Raw genomic sequence first — 17,663 nt, 5'->3', positions numbered from 1 at the left:
ATGCCATCTGTGAACAAACTCCGCAAAGCTCTGAAGGTCATGGTTCTTTCGGCAGTTCTGCCGCTCTGTGCCGTCACGCAGCAGCCGGAGTCCGCGTCGCATCGCACACGTCTCTATCTGAAAGACGGCAGCTACCAGGTGGTCCTGTCGTATCGGATCTCCGGCAGCAATGTGATCTATCGTTCCGCGGAACGCGGCGGGGAGCAGGAAGAAATCCCCACCAACCTCGTAGATCTCGACCGTACCCAGAAGTGGGAGGCCTCGCACGATCCCACGGTCAAGGCAGCTCCCGTCATCGATCCCGAACTCGCCAGGGAAGAGGCGGAGCGTGCCGCGCACGTTCCGGAGGTCGCCCCCAACCTGCATCTGCCGGAGCGCGAAAGCCTTCTCGTGCTCGATAACTTCCGGGATACGCCGCAGCTCATCCCCTTGACCCAGACCGACGGCGACCTGAACCGCCAGACCTCGCACAACATCCTGCGCCAGAGCATCAATCCGCTCGCTCACGCGCACCAGCTTGTGCAGATCAAGGGCGTGCGCGCCGCGGTGCAGCTGCACGTTCCTTTACCCGAACTCTACATCCGCATCAGCGAAGAAAACTTCAGCGGTGACGCCGCTCCCGTAGGCGCACTCGAAGTGGACACACAGGGTTCTTCAAGCCGCGTTAAGGACCCGAAACAAAATAGCGCGGGCAGCCAATACGTCATCGTCCGCGTCGATGTCCGACAGGACGTTCGCATCGTGAGCACTTTTTCCATGAATCTGCTCGGTGCGGGAAAGATGGAAGAGGATGTTGTCCCGACAAAGGCCACGGTCTTGCCCGGAGGACACTGGATGAAGCTCGTTCCCGTGCAGCCGCTCACGGCCGGGGAGTATGCGTTGATCGAAGTGCTCTCCGATCACGAACTTAACTTAGCCGTGTGGGACTTCGGCGTTCATCCAGCGGCTCCGCAGAATCGTGACGCGATCTTGCCCGTGGAGCGGCGGAAACCCTCTCTGGAAGACCGTTCGTCCCATTAGAGTGGGCTTCTGAAGCAGAGGTTCGTCCTGATGACCTGGCCTGCATCCCCACCTCGCGGAGAACTTCTTCCCGAGGTTCCATTTTGCGGGTAGGCTCAAAGACGGGCTCGCCGTTTTCCTCATACATCATGCCGATGCCCGACACGCTCAGGTTGTCTCGTGTCACCTTGGCTTCGTACATCATGCTGTCCGCCGACCGAATGATCTCCTGCACCGTATCTCCGTCGCCGGGGAAGGTCGCCAGACCGAAGCTTCCGCGCAGTTGCAGCGCCAAGCCCGCGCCCTCCAGAAAAACCTCAGATCGTAGCCGGTCGATGATGCGCATGGTCAGTTCAATGGCCCGTAGCTTGTCCGTCTCGGGCAGAAGCAACACAAACTCGTCTCCGCCATAGCGGAAGGCAGAGTTATTTGGTCCGATCATCCGTTTTAGGAGACTGCCCACCTCGGCCAGCAAGCGGCTTCCGATCAGGTGGCCGTGGGTGTCGTTAATGCTCTTGAAGTGGTCCAAATCCATGAAAACGAGACTGAACTCTACTCCGCGGCCGTTCCCGACGATCTCTGCCAGCATGGTGTAGAGGTGCCGCGCATTGAAGAGGCTGGTGCAGTCGTCCGTGATGCTCAGTTCGCGAATCAGCTTCATCGAAGCCGAGTTGCCGATGGCAATCGCGGCAAAATCGCAGAGCATCCGCAGAAACGAGATCGAATATTCGCTCAACAGGTCGAACTTCGAGTTCATCAGCTGGATCACGCCAAGAACGCGGTCCGTGGACCGTACCGGAAGGCAAGCGATCGAATGAATGTCGAGTTCCGGATTCGCCTTGGCATAGGCGTGCCAGTGGGGATCGAGTGTGACATCCGGAATGACCAGGGGATTGCCTGTAGCCGCGACCCAGCCGGCGACGCCTTCTCCCAGCTGAACCCGTAGACCCTTCAAGCTTTCCGCGTTTTCGCCGATAGCAATGACATAGGAAAGTTCTCCCTTGGCCTCGTCCACGAGGAGCATCGACCAGCGCTCCGGCCCGAAGAATTGGGCCATTTTCATCATGATGGTGGTCAGAACCGCTTCCAGATCGAGGGTCGAGGTGAGTTCACGCGCGACGTCGTGAAAGAGCCGGAGATGTCGCTCCTGCACCGGTTCGGTGATCTCGATCTGCTTTACCTTGCTCTTGCTCACGGTCGTCCGTTCGGTTTCCTAGCCGCCGATGTGCACCATACTGCGTGAAGGTTTTTCAAACCCAGGCTCGCCGATGTGATGGCGAGCTTCCTTTTGCTCGATGGTACGACGGATGTACGCTGCCATCTCTTCGTCAGTTCCACCACGTAACATTACCCCCGCCAAGTCGTGATCTGTCTGAGAAAAAAGGCAGGTACGGATCTTGCCGTCGGAGGTCAGACGCACACGGCTGCAGTGTCCGCAGAACGGACGCGACACCGGAGCGATAATTCCGATCTCGCCTTCGCCATCGGCAAATCCATAACGCCGCGCTGTCTCGCTTAGATGGTTCGGAGGCAAAGGAACCAAGGGAAGAACACGGCTCAACCGTTCTACGATCTCCGCCTCGCGCACGACGACATCTTTGGACCAGACGCGCCCCTCTTCCAACGGCATGAATTCAATAAAGCGCAGAATGACGCCTTCTCTGCGGGCAAACTCCCCAAAGGCCTCAATCTGGTCCTCATTAAAGCCCCGCATCAAGACACAATTCACCTTGACCGGGGACAGCCCGGCGGCCTTGGCTGCCCGAATTCCAGCGAGAACCTTCTCAAACGAACGCGGGACCCGCGTGATGCGCGTAAAAGTTTCCGGGTCTACGGCGTCCATGCTCACCGTGATCCGGCTCAGACCGGCCGCCTTCAGATCGACCGCCATACCCGCGAGCAGGTGTCCGTTCGTGGTGAGAGCGATATCCAGAGGCTCGTCCGTGAAGACCGGGCGCATCGCAGCAAGTTCACGCACCATCTTCACCAGACCCGCGCGCAGAAGTGGCTCCCCACCGGTAAGTCGAATCTTTTCAATACCCAGGGAGACGAATACCTCGATCATGCGCAGGTAGTCCTGAATGCTCAACTCATCAAAATGAACGTTATCTTCGCCTTCGCGGCAGTAGACACATCTGTAATTACAGCGATCCGTAATTGAAACCCGCAGGTCCGTGATCGCGCGTCCATGGCTGTCCCTGAGCCTGTCCTGGACCAGCGACGGGAGCAAATCCCGTCCAAACTCGGCGACTGGTATATCGAAAGGCATAAAAACCACTTTCAGGAGCCATGAATCGCCGGACAACGGCGCAATCGATAAGATGCGTCCAAAACAACACCGGAACCAAAACCGGGCATCCCACAGTATACGTTTTAGCGTCTTTCTAGAGAGAAGAACGTAAAACACTACCGTTGGACAGATTGAGGGGCCCTAAACGATGCAATCACCCGATACCCTACGCGCATGGCTGGCGGACCAAGCACTTCCATTTGGTTTATTGCTCGCCTTCCTTGCCGCAGGTCTCATCGTCGTGTTCGTCTCTGGGCTCATGCGCAAATCCAGATTGGCAAGCCGTCGTGCAGGTCGCGATGAAGCTTCCTTCGTGAATGAAATGCTGCCCTTGGGATACGATCTCCGGATCTGCCGTACGGCGTATGCGTATCTGCAGAAGGACCAGCAGATCTCTTTTCCGATTCTTCCCGAAGATCGCTTATCTCAGGATCTTGGTCTGGAAGATACGGACGTGACCGATCTGGTCAATCACTTGCTTGCAGTTAACAGCCGTGAGCGCAAACCGGGCATGCTCAATACGCCTTTGATTACAGTGCAGGACGTTCTGCGTCAGGTTCAGGCTTCTCCCATGCGCCGTCTTTTAGTGGCGTAGGTAACAGACGACGCGTTACCATTTGGTTGGAAAATTAGACCTCTCCACGACGTAAAATCGTTATATAAGTTTCAACGTATCCAGGGCCAAGAGAGCCGGGAAAGGAATGACCCGTGTCTGGATTTGTACGTCTCCCTGATCTAATCGCATCACATGTTGTTGTCCGGTTCATCCCCTTTCTGATTCTTGGGGGGTGCCTGGTGCTGGGTCTTGTCGTGCTCTATATCTCGGGCGTGACGCGCCGCCGCCGCCTGACGAACTCTCGCCAGGGAGAAGACGTCGACAGCTTTGTTTCTTATCTAAGCTCTTTCGGTTTCGATGCTGGCATTGCACGCAGCACGTATGAATATCTAATGCATGAGGAAAGCGTTGCGTTCCCTGTGCATCACTCAGACCGTCTCAACCGCGACCTGCGCATCTCAGAGGCGGAGGTGGATCTTATGGTGGAAAATCTCCTGCGTGTGAATGGTCGCGCATGCCCTCCGGGTACACGGCCAGTAACCTTCCTTACCGTGGAAGACGTGCTGCGCCACCTCCAGTCCTGCACGAAGATCACGGAGCAGGCTCCCGCGGCGGCGGAGGAAGATCGTAACAACTCCCTGCGCGCCGCAGTCTAAAATTCCTCCAGACGTAGCAAAGCCCGCTCACCGAGCGGGCTTTTTCGTGCCTTAGCGAAAGCTAGTAGCTGGTGAACTCATGGTTTCCACGGCGAGCCTTCATTCCAAGAATGAAGGTGACGAAGGAGATCAGACCAGTGGTCAACGCCCAATAGGTCATGGGTCGTTCCCAGCCCGGAGAGTACGTCAGGTCCTGTCCCACCCAGAGCGACAAAAGCACCGTAATAATGGCGGTTTGTCCGCAGATCGTGAAGAACAGTTGGCCGCGGCGACGTCGTGCATCCAGCCGTACTACTTCGTCCGGAGTCAGGTTGCGTTCATAGAGGGGCAGCGACAAATTCGCCATCGGTCAAATCTCCTTGGGACAATCTTTCAATGCCATTAAATCACACCAGCGATTTTTGACCTTCTGCAGGTGCGCTAGTCCAGAAAAGCCATGGTCTTTACGCCGTTCAGGTCGAACCGTTTGCGGCACCGGATGTTCTTGCATGCGGCCACGTCATCGCGCAGCACCATGTAGCTCAGGGCTTTGGCAAAGCGCGCGCGATCCCGCTCGTCCGCACGTCCGTTCAACTGACTTTTCTTGCGCCGCACCAGCCAGCTCAGGGCATATTCGTCCTGCTTGCCGCAGTGGGGACACGTCAGCATGTGGTTACGAGGCTCTGTCCGTTCGTCGAAAAAATCGCGCTCTTCCATAACTCTCTCCCTACGCAGCGTGGTGCGCAACCACACAAGGATAGTCCAAATCGATAACGTCTGGCTCGATAGGCCAAAGCAGCCTTAGGAACTGCCATCGCAACTCCACTCTTACAATCGGTGTCTGTACCGTAAGTGGGCCGGATGTGCCCGGGAGAAAGCATGCGTCGAACCTTCGCTCTGTTCTTTCTCGCTTTAGGCATCCCCTGTGTCGCCCAGCAACCTGCCGCTCCTTCGGTGCCGGCCTCCGCTGCTCAAGTGCCTCCCCTGCGCAAGAGGGAGCCCGACCTCCGCGTCAGCGCCCGTCTCGTTTACCTCGACGTCGTCGTCACCGACCACTCCGGCCAGCCCGTTCCCGATCTGAAAGTCTCCGACTTCAAACTCACCGAAGACCGCGCCAACCAACGCATCACCTCGTTCACCGAACACGTCCCTGCCACCGCGAAGCTCGCGCCCAACCCGCTGCCGCCTAACACGTTCATGAACACCCCTGCGGACCTGCAGGACACCTCCCGGACGGTTCTCCTCTTCGACACCGTCAACACTCCGATCACCGCGCAAATGTATGCGCGCACCCAGATCCTCAAGTATCTCGATGCGCGTCCCGCCAACGCCCCCATCGCTGTGTTTCTCCTGGATACCCAGCTCCACCTTCTGCACGGGTTCAACGACGATCCCAGCGATCTCCAATCCGGCAAGCTCGGGAAAAAGCTCCAGCCGCGTCAGTCCATGTTTCTCAACTCCGGCGGTGGTTCCATGCCCGGTGAGAGACAGGTGCGCGCCCAGTTTCGCGAAGATGCTCTACGTAACTCCTTCCGCTCCCTGGCCACGTATCTCTCCGCGTTTCCCGGACGCAAGAACCTCATCTGGCTTACCTCGGATGTTCCTGTCGGCCAGAACTACGGCTTCGATCCCGCCAACTTTGATCTCTTCAATACCTTCACGGCGGATATGAATGGCCTTGCCAACGACCTTAACCTCGGACGCGTTGCGATCTATCCCATCGACGCACGCGGTCTCACCGTAGACTCTGGCTTCGACGCCTCCCACAGTGGTCCGCCTGCACTTAACTCGGGGCGGCAGACATTCCAGTTGCAGCGCAATATGCTCCTTGACGATTTTGCGCGGCGCACCGGCGGCAAGGCTTTTTACAACACCAACGGCATCTCTCAGGCCATCGACGAAGTCGAAACCAATGGCGGGCGCTACTACACGCTCACCTACGCTCCCACCAATCCGAACTGGCGCGGAGAGATGCGCCGCATCGATTTGCAGGTCGATAAGCCCGGTTACTCCCTGAACTATCGCCGCAACTACCTTGCCCGAACCAGTAACCCACCACCTCCAAGCTCTAAGCCCGATCCAAAGGCGCCGCCAGTCGCTCCACCGGATGCCCTGCACAGTGCGATGGCCCTTGGTGCCATTGCGCCCTTCGATATCCGGTTCCGCGTGCAGACGTCGCTCGATCCCAAGCCGGTGGACCGCAAGACGCTCGCCGCCGATCCCGGCACGCATCTCAAGGGCAAATGGCAGAAGGAGTCCGCGCGCATCTACACCCTTCACTACGAGATCGATACCCGCAACCTCCAACTCGCGGTGACACCCGACGGTCACCGTACCGGCAGTCTGCAGGTCCTGGCGACGATCTATGACGATCTGGGACAGCTTGCCAACTCCGCCGTAGCCAATCTCAATCTCAACTTCACCTCGGCGGAGTATGAACGCCTGCAGAAGGTGCCACTCTCTCTGGACCAAAAGATCGCCGTCCCGATTAAATCGAACTTTTTTCTCCGTCTGGGCGTCCACGACGTCCCTTCAGACCGCATTGGAGCGCTCCAGGTCTCCGTCGACGCAATCGGCAGCCCCGCTCCTTAGCGCGAAGGGATACCATGAGCAACGGAGAAAGAAGCGATGTCTAAACCGAAGAAGAAAGTCTTCTCCGTCACCAAGGCCGTTAAGCAGAATGCGCGGGACCGCGTCGGTACGCCTCCGCCGGAACAAGTCCTTCCCGACGACAAGCAGAAGGCGGCGGCACGCACCACAAAACATAAAACCACCCTCGCGGATCTGCTCACCAAGTCAGACCGCGACTAGTCCCCAGGGCGCGACCACCGCGCAGTACGGAAGGGAAGTAAAAACGTCATGCGTATCCTCAGCACCATCGCTCTCTTCGCCGTCACGGCAACACTCAGCGCACAGGCTATCCAGGTCAACAAGGACAACCGCACCATCGCCATCACGGCCACCGATACCGCCTTCGCCATGGCCGATCAGGCCGTCGTGCAGATCGGATATCAGGATTACGGCACCGACGAACAGTCTGCCTACGCCGCCGGTTCCCAGCGCTCCAATGCCATCATCGCTGCACTCGACAAGGCCCATATTCCCAAGGACGACGTCGAAAGCGAAGACCAGCAACTCCAGCCGCTGAGCGAGTACGACATCAAGAACCTCAAGGCTGAGCAGAAAAACTACCGCTTCCGCATCACGCAATCGTGGTCGGTCAAGACTTCTCCAGAAGAGGCCGCACGCATCCTCGATCTCGCCGTCAAAGCCGGGGCTAATTCCAGCGGCTCCATTGGCTGGCAGATGAAGGATACTAGCCAGCTCGAAGCCTCCGCCGCGGAAAAGGCCATTGCCCACGCGCAGCGTATCGCAGCACAGATGGCCCATGGCCTCAATATCCATCTTGGCCCGCTCGTCTATGCCAGCAACCAAATCCAGGAAGTCGTCCGTACTGTCCCCATGATGATGTCGGCTATGGGACGGTCCATGAAAGTCTCGGAACCACTCGCCATCCGTTCGCGCAAAGTATCGCAGTCCGCTACTGTCTACGCAGTCTTCGCAATCGAATAACTGAGGGAGTCACCATGGCAGAAGTTATGCACAACAAGCCCAATGCACCGAAGCCCACACCCGAAGGCGAGGCGACCTTTCGCCGCTGGCTCGCCCATCTCGATGAAGAGTTCACGCGCCACACCGGCTGCGACCGGCGCTCCGAGATCGTTCGCGACGAGCTGCATATGCTCCTTCTCGGCAAACCCCATGGCGGACGCTCCACGACGACGCTGGAAACCGATCTCCCGCTCGACGTCCGCAAGGAAAACTTCGACCCCCGCAACGTCTCGCTTGCCGGAGAGATGCCCTCGCGCGGTTGCGATAGCCTCGATCCCGACCGCTTTGCTGCGGTGAAGCCCCTCATCTGGTTCTGGCTTCAATTCGATCGCTCGCCGCTGGGTCTCAATCTCTGGCTTGGCTTTCGCTTTCGCGCCATGCTCGGTTCGCATATCTTCGCCAGTATAGGCAAAGACGTTTACATCTACCCCGGCGTCACCTTCCTGCGTGGATACAACATTACCCTCGCCGATAACACGCGGCTGGAACCCAACACCTACATCGACGATCGCTACCCCGTCCGCCTTACCGGGAACGTTTCACAGTAGCGGACGGCGCATTCCCATATCATCTAAGACATGCATCAAGACGTAGCCATCATCCTCTTCGAATTCGCCGCCCTGATCTTCGCCTTCTGCATTCACGAGGCCTCCCATGCCTGGATGGCCTCGCGCCTCGGCGATCAGACTGCGCGCATGCTCGGCCGTGTCACGCTCAATCCCATGAAGCATCTGGATCCTCTCGGATCCGTCATCATTCCGCTGATCAGCGCTTTTTACCACGCACCGCTGATCGGCTGGGCCAAGCCAACGCCCGTCACACCGCGTAACTTCAAAAACTACAGACGCGATGACATCCTCGTCACCATCGCGGGACCGCTTTCCAATCTGCTTGTGGCCGTTGCCTGCCTGCTTCTGTTGATCATCCTCAATCACACGGGAGCAAAGGTCTCCGTGGCGAACGCTGCAGGCATGGTCCTCGGCTTCTCCGAGGCCTCCATGGTCGGAAGCTCGATTCTCTTCCCAATCATCCTGCTCCTCTATGCCAGCCTTCTGGTGAACCTCTCCCTCTTTGCCTTTAATCTCATTCCCATCCCTCCGCTTGACGGCTCGCGCGTGCTGACGCACTTTCTCTCGCCGCGCCTGCAGGACCTCTACAACAAGGTGGGCATGTTTTCGCTGCTCATCCTGATGCTTGTAGGTGGCCGATTGATGGGCTTCGTCTTCGTACCGATGCTGCTCTTCTTCAACCGCATCCTCTTCTCGATCTAGAAGCCCGAACTTTGTGCCCCATTCTTTCGTGCAAAGAGCGCGAAAGAATGGGGCACAGTGCTGAGGCGGGCTCCCGAGACGAATCATTTACCATCGACCTATCGGCATGAGTGACCCAAACCCCCGCAAACGTGTTCTCTCCGGCATGCGCCCCACGGGCCGCCTCCACCTCGGCAACTACATGGGAGCCCTCTACAACTGGGTCCGCCTGCAGGACGAGTACGAGTGCTACTTCTTCATCGCAGACATCCACGCTCTCACCACCGACTACGCCGACCCCGGCGATCTGTCGGACAAATCCTTTCAGGTGGCCGTAGATTTTCTCTCTGCCGGTCTCGATCCTGAAAAGTGTGTCATCTTTCGCCAGAGCGCAGTCCCTGCACACTCGGAGCTCCACACGCTGCTGAGCATGATCACGCCCCTCGGCTGGCTGGAACGTGTGCCGACCTACAAGGATCAGCAGGAACAGCTCCGCGAAAAGGATCTCAACACCTACGGCTTCCTTGGTTATCCGCTGCTGCAGTCTGCGGACATTTTGCTCTATCAGCCGGATTTCGTTCCCGTAGGGCAGGATCAGGTTGCCCACGTGGAACTGACGCGCGAGGTAGCACGCCGCTTCAACCAGCTTTATTCGTCAGCGGAAACGCCAGAAGTGGCTGCCGCGAAATCGGATAAGGAGAAGATCAAGGCCGAAGTGGGCGACAACGCCATTGAAGCCGAAATTCTTCCCGAACCGAAGGTTCTTCTCACGCCGAGCCCAAAGCTCCCCGGTCTCGACGGTCGCAAGATGTCCAAGAGCTATGGCAACACCATCATGCTCTCGGATGCTCCAGACGACATCCGTAAAAAACTCAAGACCATGGTGACGGATTCTGCCCGGGTTCGCCGCACTGACCCCGGCAACCCCGATGTTTGTCCGGTTGGTGACCTGCATAAGGTCTTCTCCAACAAGGAAAAGATTGAAAAGGTCTACGCTGGCTGCACCACCGCTTCGATCGGTTGCATCGAGTGCAAAGGCTGGTGCGCCGACTCGATCATCGAGGAAATCGAGCCCATCCGCATTCGCCGCGCCGAACTCGAAGCCAATCCGGAGCGCGTCTACCAGATCCTTGCAGATGGAGCGGAACGCGCCCGCGCGCGTGCCGCGGAAACCATGCAGCAGGTTCGGAGCGTCATAGGGCTGGGGTAAACCAATGACCGACAAACTGAAGCCTGTTCCGACCACCTCCACCATCCCAGCCACGGACGCCGACCGTCGCGAGAACACCAACATCTCTCCGCAGGGCTACGTCCGTCCGGACGACGCTCACTCCGACAGCGAGTACACGCCGGAAGGCGATCAGGAAGCTACGCCTGGGATTTTGCCCTCGGCGACTGATCCTGTGTAAACCTGATCTGAACTACTCCGGTCCCGCTCAATCGGAGAATGACCCTGCATCTACCGGGAGTATGTGGCCGGTGATCATGCGGGACTCATCAGATGCTAGGAAAACCGCCGCGTATGCGATGTCTTCGGGTTCGATCAGGCCTAGCTGCTGCATTGCGATGGCAGCCTTGGCTTCAGGTCGGTCCGCCAACATCTTTTTGATCCGCTCAGTACCGACGCCAGCGGGAGCGATGGCGTTCACCCGGACCCGATCTTTGGCGAAGGTGTGCGCTGTGCTTCGAGTGAGATTCATCACGGCGGCTTTCGATGAGGCATATGCAGAGCGTCCGCCAGTCAAATTTCCAAAGCCCACCACCGACACCATATTGATTACCGATCCGCCCCGGATTTGACCATCTCCGGAATTGCGAAGCGAAGGGTGAGAAAAGTCCCAAAGTGATCGACTCGCATGTTATTCCAAAATGCATCGAGGGAGGCGGTGGTCACCGGGCCGTCCGTGTTGCTCGATCCGCCGGCGTTATTTAGGAGGATGTCAATCCTCCCCAGGCGTTCTACAGTCTGTCGAACGGCCTCCTCAACCGATTCGGTCTCAGTTACATCGCACCGATGGAACACGGCGTCGGCACCCGCAGCGACGATGCCATGTGCGACTGCTTCGCCCTCAGCAACTCGGCGACCCGTCACTACAACGCGGGCCCCTTGACGAGCAAACATCTCGGCGCAGGCCTGGCCGATCCCACTCGTTGCTCCCATCAGAAGAGCGCATTTGTTTTTCAGCCTTCCACCTTGGTACAGATCCATCTCTTCACCTTAGAGCTTTCGGGAATTCTCTACTTGTATGAAAGGTGCATCGAGGGTATCCATCCCGTTCCTTTCGGGGACCCGGTTTTGGGCCGGGAAAGATATGCCCAGTTTTCAAGAACCCCGCATGGGCGATACTGTTAGAGCGAATGTCTGAAGTCGAACTCCAGAACGAAGAGCCGCAAGCTGAGCAACAGCAGCCCGAGGTAGAGACGCTTGTCCTTGAGCATCCTCCGACGCCTCCTGCGCCCAAGCCTCCTGTCGTCAAGGAGGCCAAGCCCACGCGCGAGGAGCAGTCGCAGTCTCCGTTCAACATCACCGTCGGCCTCGTCTATGACGGCCCGCTCGACCTCCTGCTGGATCTCATCCGCAAGCAGGACATCGATATCTATGACATCCCCATTGCGCGCATTACCGCGCAGTTCCTGAGTTACTGCGACCAGCTCAAGCAGACGGACGTCGACTCGGCAGGCGAGTTCATCTACACCGCTTCGCTGCTGATCCACATCAAGAGCAAAATGCTCCTTCCGCGCGAAGCCTCACTCATCGCCGCTGGGGACATGGAAGATCCGCGCCGCGAACTCGTCGAGCGCCTGCTGGAGCACGAGCGCTTCAAGGCCGCCGCGCAGATGCTCATGCAGAAGCAGCAGATCGAAGAAGCCACCTGGACGAATCCCGGCATCGGAGAATTCCGCGAAGTCGCTAGCTCGGACCGCGAGATCGCCGCAGATACGGACGACCTCGTCCGCGTCTTCCAGGAGATTCTGCAGCGCCTCAAAGAGCGCCCCATCCTCAATGTCAATGAGGACACCGTCACCGTCTCGCAGATGATCGACTACTGCAAGCGCCGTCTGGTGTTGGAAGATCGTCCCATCTCCCTCCGGAAGTTGCTCGCCAATACTCACTCGCAGCAGGCCCTGATATGTATGTTCCTGGCGATGCTCGAACTTGTGCGTCTCCAGGCGATCCTTCTGCGGCAAACCCAGGTTACCGGCGAGATTTTGATCAAAAAGGCAGACAACTTCGACGATGTCATCGCAAATCAGGCCGCCATGGCCCGAGACGATTGGCGCTAGAAGTCCTCGGAAACCGAACAAAATTGCAGTTCAGATAGAAAATTGCAATTTTCGTTCGTGGATGAGTCGAATCGGCTCACTTTTTCATCTTCTTCTCAGGACGTTAGACGATGTCTAAACTGATCCCATAGGAGTTCTTCCTAATGCGTAAAGCATTCGCTTTTGCACTTTCGTTTGTTTTTCTCTCTGCTTTCGGCGTGTCCGGCCATGCTCAAGTGGCTCCGCCGGTAAAGCGCACGCCCGTTGTAGCGATCCCCCACAACCACATCTATGACGAGAAGGCCGACCCAAAGGCACTCATCGCTGCCGCCTTCCAAAAAGCCAGGGCCGAGCATAAGCGCGTCATCCTGGACTTCGGTGGAGACTGGTGCGGCGACTGCCAGGTGCTGTACTACTACTTTCATAAGAGCCCGAACGTTGAGGTTCTGAACGCAAATTTTGTCCTCGTTCCTGTGTGGGTTGGGCATATCGATACCAATCTGGATCTTGCCGCGAAATATGGTGTCCCCTTGAAGCATGGCGTGCCAGCACTGGCCGTCGTCGACGCCAGGGGGAAGGTTCTGTACGCGCAATCCCAGGGTGAGTTCAGCGATATGCGCTATATGGATGAAAAATACGCCACGGACTTTCTGAATCAGTGGAAGCCATAAAAGTTCAACGCGACGATGACCGCGGCGTTCTGGCTATGCCAGGACGCATCGCGGGGCATGGTCTGCGATGGACGGAGCACGTCCGCCGGGCCTACTGGAACTCCTTCCAGAACGGATGCGGCACGACGGCGAAGGCCGTTGCTTATTCTGCTGTTTTTGCCGTGTTTCCGGCACTTCTGGTAGCTGCCGCCTGCATCAACCTTCTGCCTGATGTCGCTCCGTTGCGTTCGGAGCTGGCGATCTTCTTCGACCGGGTTCTGCCAGCGAATGTGGCGCCGTTGCTGCAGGAGTTCTTTACAGGCGGCGATCACCGAGCGCCGCAGTCGATCCGGGTGCTGATTGGTGCGGGCATCGTCGGATTTTCCGGTGCGGCGGGCGTCATCGCTACATTGATGGAAGGCTTCCGGCGCACCTACGACCTACCACTCAACGCGTGGACGCAGTGGCAGAGGCGCGGTCGAGCCTATCTGCTGGTGCCGATTTCGCTGATTCCGCTCTCCATCGCGAGCGTTCTGGTGGTCTTTGGCCACCTGATCACCCTGATGGTGATGGAGTGGAAGCAGCCGCAGGTACAGTCGTTGTTCTATGTGACGGCAAATATTGTGCGCTGGACGGTGGCCCTGTCCGCGACCGCATCGGTGATCGCGATGATTTACCGATTTGGAACTTCAAAGGAACTCGGTTGGCACGAGGTCTTTCCAGGTGCGGCGTTTGCCACCATCACCTGGTTCCTTACGACGGTGGGCTTTGGCTGGTATGTGACCCGCTTTGCGGATTACTCGCAGGTCTACGGTTCACTGGGAACGGGTATCGTCCTGATGGTCTGGATGTTCCTCACGGCGCTCAGTGTTTTATGCGGAGCGGAGCTTAATGCGGAGCTCTCCCGGCGTCCCTCGCAGGACGGACACTGAAGCAAAAAGTGATGGACGCTAATTTGTAGGTAAAATTGCCGGGGCATAGAAAATTGCGGCGTTGCGCTGCAGTTCCCGGGAGAACGATGACTGCGACAGATGGTGTTGGTTTTTTGGGTAGAAGTGGTCGTAGCGCAAAGATCGTTGCGACGCTAGGACCGGCGTGTTCTACAGAAGAGGTCTTTACGCAGTTGGTACGTGCCGGGTTGGACGTGGCGCGTCTGAACTTTTCGCACGGTAGCCACGAGCAGAAGGCTGAGCTGATTGCGATGGTGCGCAAGGTTTCGGCCAGCGAAGGCAAGGCAATCTGCATCCTCGCCGATCTGCAGGGACCGAAGATCCGTACGGGCAAGCTGGTGGACCACAAGGCCGTCTTGTTGCACGCGGGCGAGCTTTTGACCATCACTCCGGAAGAGATTCTGGGCACAGCCCAGCGCGTCGGAACAACCTTCAAGACGCTGGCGGAGAACCTGGAGCCCGGCTCCACGATTCTGCTCTCCGACGGCCTGATTGAGTTGAAGGTGGTCACGATCCAGGGCGGCGACGTGACCTGCGAGATCGTCAACGGTGGCATGCTGGGTGAGAACAAGGGCATCAACCTGCCGGGTATTCCGGTCAAAGTGCCTTCTCTCACCGAGAAGGACGAAGAAGATCTCGTCTTCTGCATCGGGCAGAAGGTGGATGCGGTCGCGGTGTCGTTCGTCCGGACGGCTGCGGACGTTCGCCACACCAAGGAGCGCGTTGCCGCCCTCGGTTCGACCGCATGGGTGGTCGCGAAGCTCGAAAAGCCGCAGGCCATTGAGAATCTTGAAGAGATCCTGGAAGCGACGGACGGTCTGATGGTTGCGCGTGGCGATCTTGGCGTAGAAGTTCCGCCCGAGAAGGTGCCCGCGATTCAGAAGCACATCATCCGCCGCGCCGCGGTGTATCGCAAGCCGGTCATTACGGCGACGCAGATGCTCGAAAGCATGATCGAGAATCCCCGTCCTACGCGCGCCGAGGCAAGCGATGTGGCCAACGCCGTCTATGACGGCACAGACGCCGTCATGCTGAGCGCGGAGACTGCCGCAGGCAAGTATCCTGTGCAGTCCGTCGCCATGATGGCGAAGATCATCGTGGAGACCGAGACGCAGATCGCCATGGAGCCCATGGGCCACCGGCACGGTCTGGGCCACGGCATCGGACACGCTGCACGCGCACGCCTGAGCGTTGCAGAGACGATCTGCGAGTGCATGGCGCATTCGGCGGACGATCTGGACCTGGGCGCGATTGCTATCTTTACGGAGAGTGGCGCAACGGCGCGTCTGCTTTCGAAGTATCGTCCGAATGCGCGCGTCTTTGCGCTCTGTCCAGATGTGGAAGCGATCGGACGCATGGTGCTCTTGTGGGGTGTGACGCCGATTCTCTGCCGCCGCTATGACGAGACGGACAAACTGGTGAACATGGCCGAGGATATTTTGGAAGCCGCAGGGCATGTGAAGAAGGGCGAGATCCTGGGCATCGTGGCCGGTACGGCGACGCGTACAGGAGCGACCAACTTCATGCGTCTGCATAAGGTCGGAGACCGCTAGTTGCCTATTTTGCGTCAGGAAAACGAACGGCAAACAGGGAAGGGGCTTCAAGCGCGCTTGCTGAAGACGCTGTTACCCCTGCTGTTGTTCTCTGTGTTGCTGCTGAATGGGTGTTCCCGTTTCAAAGCTGCTCTTCCCGGCAAGTATGTGTATGTAACGGCGAAGAGTGGCTTTCTGCGCGACCGCATCGCGGCTGTTTCCAACCGTACCGCCAACGTGACCAATGGCCAGCGACTGAAGGTCCTGGAAACTAACCGGCGCTTCTACAAGGTACAGACGGACGCCAACGAAGTCGGCTGGATCGACGAGCGCACCGTCGCGACGCAGCAGGTGGCGGACGAGTTCGAGGCCCTGAAGAAAGACCATGCCGCGGATGTTCCCGTGGCGACGGCGACAGTGCGCGACGATGTCTATCTGCACTCTGCTCCGGGGCGCGATACGGACCGCTTCTATCGTCTCGATGAGGGCGAGAAGCTGAAGCTGCTGGCACGTGCGAGTACCGTGAAGCCGCTACCACCAGGGGTTACACCGCAGAAGGCCGCCGCCGATGCGGCGAACGCAGCGCCAAAGAAGAAAGGTGCGCCAGCGGTCTCTCTCCCCGACGCGCCCTATGTTCCGCCGATGGAAGACTGGTGGCTCGTCCGGGACTCCAAGGGCAACACGGGATGGATGCTCTCGCGCATGATGGATACGGAGGTTCCCGACTCCGTTTCACGGTATGCGGAAGGCCAGCGCATCGTGGCGGCCTATGTTTTGACCATCATCCAGGACCCCGAGATGGAAGGTCCCGTGAAGGACGTTCCCATCTACGTGACCGCAATGAGCCCGTACAAGGCGGGTCTGCCGTATGACTTCGATCAGTTGCGCGTTTTTACGTGGAACCTCAAGAAGCATCGCTATGAAACGGCGCAGCGTGACCGCAATATCGCGGGCTACCTGCCGATCAAGTTGAAGACCGATCCCGGTGGACTGAATGGGCGGCAGGTTGTTGGACCCGCTCCGGCGTTTACTTACACCGTGCTGGCTGCGGGCGCCTCTTTGCCTGTCGCAGATAAGGCGACGGGACTCTTCAAGCCTTCGCAGTTAGTGTCGAAGACCTACCGGCTCGAAGGAAACATCACGCGTCGTGTTCTTGCGCCGGGGGCAACGGCCCCTGCGGAGTTTCGACTGGTAGCGGAAGAGAAGAAAGAAAAGAAGGGCGCGAAGAAGAAGCGCTAGCTCCTGATCGTCGTAAAGAGTGTAATGAGAGACGCCCTTGCATCCTGCAGGGGCTTTTTCGTGCCCTCAATCCGGCTGATCATCAATGCGCCTTCCAGCGTAGCGATGATGGTGTTGGCGATCTGGCGAGGCTGGATGCCTTTGCGGATCTCGCCCGCCTTGACCCCGGCCTGAACGATCTTCGAGAGACGGTGCCGCCAGTCCGCGATGCTGTCGCGGGCGAGCGCTCGAAGGACCGGATTGCCATCGTCGCTGTCGATGGCGGTGTTCATCAGAGGGCATCCACCTGGCATCGGAGACGGTGTGTGTACGAAGCGCTTGACGACGTATTCCAGCTTGGCGATGGCGCCTTCAATGTGCGCGAGATCGCCGGTGCGTGTCTTTACGGAGAGGGCCACCGCATACCGGAAGGCTTCGGAGGCGAGCTCTTCCTTGCTCTCGAAGTGGCGATAGATGCCGCCTTTTCCCAGGCCGGTGGCCTCCATAAGTGCCTGCATGGACGCGCCTTCGTAGCCGTTCTGATTGAAGATCGGCGCGGCCGCGGCGACGATGCGCTGGCGGGTGAGATCTCCCTTGCTCATGATGCTTGTTCTCCTTCCTGCAGCTTATCGAAAAAAAGACGCATCGGTCTCTGGCCCTGGAGAATCAGATGATACACAGAGCGAAAGAGACTGAGTGGTCTCAAA

At 58.3% G+C, this 17,663-nt stretch carries 20 protein-coding genes and 1 pseudogene; 15 read left to right on the top strand and 6 right to left on the bottom strand.

Features of this window, described 5'->3' with window-relative positions; translation table 11 throughout:
* On the top strand, positions 1-1,020 hold the full coding sequence (locus ACIPR4_RS22225) for a hypothetical protein (RefSeq protein WP_013569779.1): 1,020 nt from the start codon (positions 1-3) through the stop codon (positions 1,018-1,020).
* Here the strand turns inward: ACIPR4_RS22225 and ACIPR4_RS16365 are convergent.
* On the bottom strand, positions 908-2,194 hold the full coding sequence (locus tag ACIPR4_RS16365; RefSeq protein ID WP_013569778.1) for a sensor domain-containing diguanylate cyclase: 1,287 nt from the start codon (positions 2,192-2,194) through the stop codon (positions 908-910). The two genes, ACIPR4_RS22225 and ACIPR4_RS16365, sit on opposite strands and share 113 nt — an antisense overlap.
* Before the next feature lie 18 nt (positions 2,195-2,212).
* On the bottom strand, positions 2,213-3,268 hold the full coding sequence (gene moaA / locus ACIPR4_RS16360) for a GTP 3',8-cyclase MoaA (RefSeq protein ID WP_013569777.1): 1,056 nt from the start codon (positions 3,266-3,268) through the stop codon (positions 2,213-2,215).
* Positions 3,269-3,437: 169 nt separating this feature from the next.
* Here moaA and ACIPR4_RS16355 point away from each other — a divergent pair, with 169 nt between their 5' ends.
* Together ACIPR4_RS16355 and ACIPR4_RS16350 are read left to right on the top strand one after the other, a co-directional pair.
* Positions 3,438-3,884, top strand: coding sequence for an acyl carrier protein (locus tag ACIPR4_RS16355; protein ID WP_013569776.1), 447 nt, complete (start codon positions 3,438-3,440; stop codon positions 3,882-3,884).
* A gap of 113 nt (positions 3,885-3,997) precedes the next feature.
* Positions 3,998-4,501: a hypothetical protein gene (locus tag ACIPR4_RS16350; protein WP_013569775.1), complete on the top strand. Its 504-nt coding sequence runs from the start codon at positions 3,998-4,000 to the stop codon at positions 4,499-4,501.
* A 61-nt stretch (positions 4,502-4,562) separates the two neighbouring features.
* Here ACIPR4_RS16350 and ACIPR4_RS16345 read toward each other — a convergent pair whose 3' ends face one another.
* Positions 4,563-4,847, bottom strand: coding sequence for a hypothetical protein (locus ACIPR4_RS16345; RefSeq protein WP_013569774.1), 285 nt, complete (start codon positions 4,845-4,847; stop codon positions 4,563-4,565).
* A 74-nt stretch (positions 4,848-4,921) separates the two neighbouring features.
* The gene (locus tag ACIPR4_RS16340) at positions 4,922-5,197 is read right to left on the bottom strand and encodes a hypothetical protein (RefSeq protein ID WP_013569773.1); all 276 of its coding nucleotides are present in this window, start codon (positions 5,195-5,197) and stop codon (positions 4,922-4,924) included.
* A gap of 162 nt (positions 5,198-5,359) precedes the next feature.
* Here ACIPR4_RS16340 and ACIPR4_RS16335 point away from each other — a divergent pair, with 162 nt between their 5' ends.
* The 7 genes from ACIPR4_RS16335 (at position 5,360) to ACIPR4_RS16305 (ending at position 10,751) form a co-directional block, all read left to right on the top strand.
* The gene (locus ACIPR4_RS16335) at positions 5,360-7,072 is read left to right on the top strand and encodes a VWA domain-containing protein (protein ID WP_013569772.1); all 1,713 of its coding nucleotides are present in this window, start codon (positions 5,360-5,362) and stop codon (positions 7,070-7,072) included.
* Positions 7,073-7,108: 36 nt separating this feature from the next.
* Complete coding sequence (locus ACIPR4_RS16330; RefSeq protein ID WP_013569771.1) at positions 7,109-7,291, top strand: hypothetical protein; 183 nt, start codon at positions 7,109-7,111, stop codon at positions 7,289-7,291.
* A 48-nt stretch (positions 7,292-7,339) separates the two neighbouring features.
* Positions 7,340-8,053, top strand: coding sequence for an SIMPL domain-containing protein (locus ACIPR4_RS16325; RefSeq protein ID WP_013569770.1), 714 nt, complete (start codon positions 7,340-7,342; stop codon positions 8,051-8,053).
* 14 nt (positions 8,054-8,067) lie between these two features.
* Positions 8,068-8,640, top strand: a complete 573-nt coding sequence (locus ACIPR4_RS16320) for an LbetaH domain-containing protein (protein ID WP_013569769.1) — start codon at positions 8,068-8,070, stop codon at positions 8,638-8,640.
* Positions 8,641-8,670: 30 nt separating this feature from the next.
* A complete protein-coding gene (locus ACIPR4_RS16315) occupies positions 8,671-9,363 on the top strand; it encodes a site-2 protease family protein (RefSeq protein WP_013569768.1) in 693 nt (230 codons plus the stop codon).
* Between the two features lie 106 nt (positions 9,364-9,469).
* Complete coding sequence (gene trpS / locus ACIPR4_RS16310; RefSeq protein WP_013569767.1) at positions 9,470-10,552, top strand: tryptophan--tRNA ligase; 1,083 nt, start codon at positions 9,470-9,472, stop codon at positions 10,550-10,552.
* Between the two features lie 4 nt (positions 10,553-10,556).
* Positions 10,557-10,751, top strand: a complete 195-nt coding sequence (locus tag ACIPR4_RS16305; RefSeq protein WP_013569766.1) for a hypothetical protein — start codon at positions 10,557-10,559, stop codon at positions 10,749-10,751.
* 98 nt (positions 10,752-10,849) lie between these two features.
* Here the strand turns inward: ACIPR4_RS16305 and ACIPR4_RS23200 are convergent.
* Positions 10,850-11,503: pseudogene (locus ACIPR4_RS23200) on the bottom strand (SDR family NAD(P)-dependent oxidoreductase); the annotation flags it as partial.
* Between the two features lie 197 nt (positions 11,504-11,700).
* On the opposite strand from ACIPR4_RS23200, the gene ACIPR4_RS16295 reads away from it, so the two are divergent.
* The 5 genes from ACIPR4_RS16295 (at position 11,701) to ACIPR4_RS16275 (ending at position 16,977) form a co-directional block, all read left to right on the top strand.
* Positions 11,701-12,627 (top strand): segregation and condensation protein A, encoded by a 927-nt coding sequence (locus tag ACIPR4_RS16295; protein ID WP_013569765.1) that lies wholly within the window; start codon positions 11,701-11,703, stop codon positions 12,625-12,627.
* A gap of 143 nt (positions 12,628-12,770) precedes the next feature.
* A complete protein-coding gene (locus ACIPR4_RS16290) occupies positions 12,771-13,277 on the top strand; it encodes a thioredoxin family protein (protein ID WP_013569764.1) in 507 nt (168 codons plus the stop codon).
* Positions 13,265-14,188, top strand: a complete 924-nt coding sequence (locus tag ACIPR4_RS16285) for a YihY/virulence factor BrkB family protein (RefSeq protein WP_144312461.1) — start codon at positions 13,265-13,267, stop codon at positions 14,186-14,188. The genes ACIPR4_RS16290 and ACIPR4_RS16285 overlap by 13 nt, the downstream gene beginning before the upstream one ends.
* A gap of 86 nt (positions 14,189-14,274) precedes the next feature.
* A complete protein-coding gene (gene pyk, locus ACIPR4_RS16280; protein WP_013569762.1) occupies positions 14,275-15,759 on the top strand; it encodes a pyruvate kinase in 1,485 nt (494 codons plus the stop codon).
* Positions 15,760-16,977 carry a GW dipeptide domain-containing protein gene (locus ACIPR4_RS16275; RefSeq protein WP_013569761.1) on the top strand — a complete coding sequence of 406 codons (1,218 nt, stop codon included), beginning with the start codon at positions 15,760-15,762 and terminating at the stop codon, positions 16,975-16,977.
* Here ACIPR4_RS16275 and ACIPR4_RS16270 read toward each other — a convergent pair.
* Positions 16,974-17,558 carry a TetR/AcrR family transcriptional regulator gene (locus ACIPR4_RS16270; protein WP_013569760.1) on the bottom strand — a complete coding sequence of 195 codons (585 nt, stop codon included), beginning with the start codon at positions 17,556-17,558 and terminating at the stop codon, positions 16,974-16,976. The two genes, ACIPR4_RS16275 and ACIPR4_RS16270, sit on opposite strands and share 4 nt — an antisense overlap.
* Positions 17,559-17,663: the final 105 nt, after the last annotated feature.

This window comes from Terriglobus saanensis SP1PR4, from assembly GCF_000179915.2.
GTDB lineage: Bacteria > Acidobacteriota > Terriglobia > Terriglobales > Acidobacteriaceae > Terriglobus > Terriglobus saanensis.
Note: the sequence above shows the minus strand (reverse complement) of the source record. Positions and strands in the feature narration are given on the sequence as shown.